Origin of the sequence: Leisingera sp. ANG-M1, from assembly GCF_000813745.1 — a bacterium.
In the GTDB taxonomy this organism is placed as follows: domain Bacteria; phylum Pseudomonadota; class Alphaproteobacteria; order Rhodobacterales; family Rhodobacteraceae; genus Leisingera.
On sequence record NZ_JWLC01000040.1, the window covers coordinates 4,241 to 5,615 of the forward strand.

Genomic DNA, 1,375 nt, shown 5'->3' on the forward strand with positions numbered 1-1,375 from the left:
CGCTCCATGAGCGGCTGCTGATGACGCGGGCAAACCCTGATCGGAGCCAGTAGCCACTCCATCCGCCCCCTCCGCCGCGCGTGGGGACGGATGGCGCCGCCTTCATCCTCCGCCAGGCAGGCAGGGCAGAAGCGGGTCGCACGCCCAGTCATGAAGTCCTTGGAAAACACCTCGCCGCGCAGCTCAAAACGCCTGCCGTCCAGGCTGCGGATGGTGTTGTGCTCCACCACCTTGTGGTCCTGACCGGCCAGTTCACAGAGGTGCCGGATCGCGTCTGCATGCCCGCCCGCGAGCCGAATGAACGGCACGTCCATGTCGTTGAGGAAAGGCCGGAGGCTGCCACCGGTGTGCAGGGCTGCAAGACGCGCAGCCCAGGACAGCGGCGTCTCGCCAGGTGCAAACGGAAGAGAGGGATACAGCTTGTCCATGATCATGCCCTCTGCTTCCGCTTGCGTTTGACCGGCTTCCTGGACTCTTCCTCTTCATCGGACGCATCCGGGTCGATCGTCCACCACTCCGGAACCTCGAACACATTCTGGTCGAGCGGGCATCCCTCGTCGAACGCCCAGGCTTCCGAGAAATGCCAGATATCCAGAGCCGCCTCACCATGGTTCAGCGCCTGCTCGATTGCCGCATTGATGGTCTCGATGCAGCGCCCGAACCTGTAACGGGAAGCATGGAACAGCCTGTCGACCAGATCCTCCTGCTGAGGGGGTTCCAGCTCCGCGCGGGCGCAGTATTGATCGATCAAGGCGGCGAACTGCTCCTTGTCAGTATGCACAGCGACCGGTTTCAGGTTGATGGTAGAAAACCGGCGCTTAACCTGCGCGTCGGTGCGGATGATTTCCCGGAGTCTTTCGGTGCCGGACAGGATCACGATCACCGGGTGCTCCCCCTGCATCAGTGTCTTCACTGCCCTAAGGATCAGGTTCCGGTCGGCACAGAAGAGATCGTGCGCCTCGTCAATCCACAGGACAGCGATCCCAAGCATGTGGAGCCGTTCACGGAACACCTGGAGCTGGCTCCAGACCTCGCTGCGGCCGGATTTCACGGGGTAGCCGCTGCGGGTCAAAAGCTCCTGCGTCACGCTCTTCAGGGTCGCAGGACTCGGCACCACCGTATCCAGGTACAGTGCGCGCCCCTCTGGCTTCTGGGAGAACACAGGGTGCCGGGAAAGGCCCCGTTTCACCAGGGTGGATTTGCCGCCGCCGGGCCCGTCGATCACCAGGATGCCACGCGTTTCGCCGGTGGACGTAAAGCGCAAAGCCTCGGGCAGCAGATTGCCAGAGGTATCGCGTTTCAGGAGCCGATCGAGGTGGGACGCAAATTCCGCGTCCCTAGGCGATCCGACATGGAGGTTGCGCAGGGTTTCCAG

At 62.9% G+C, this 1,375-nt stretch carries 2 protein-coding genes; both read right to left on the reverse strand.

Annotated features, from left to right (window positions below; translation table 11 throughout):
* A partial coding sequence (locus RA19_RS24810) for a TniQ family protein (protein WP_039168357.1) occupies nt 1-434 on the reverse strand: 434 nt, incomplete at its 3' end.
* A partial coding sequence (locus RA19_RS24815) for a TniB family NTP-binding protein (protein WP_082020683.1) occupies nt 431-1,375 on the reverse strand: 945 nt, incomplete at its 5' end. The genes RA19_RS24815 and RA19_RS24810, both read right to left, overlap by 4 nt.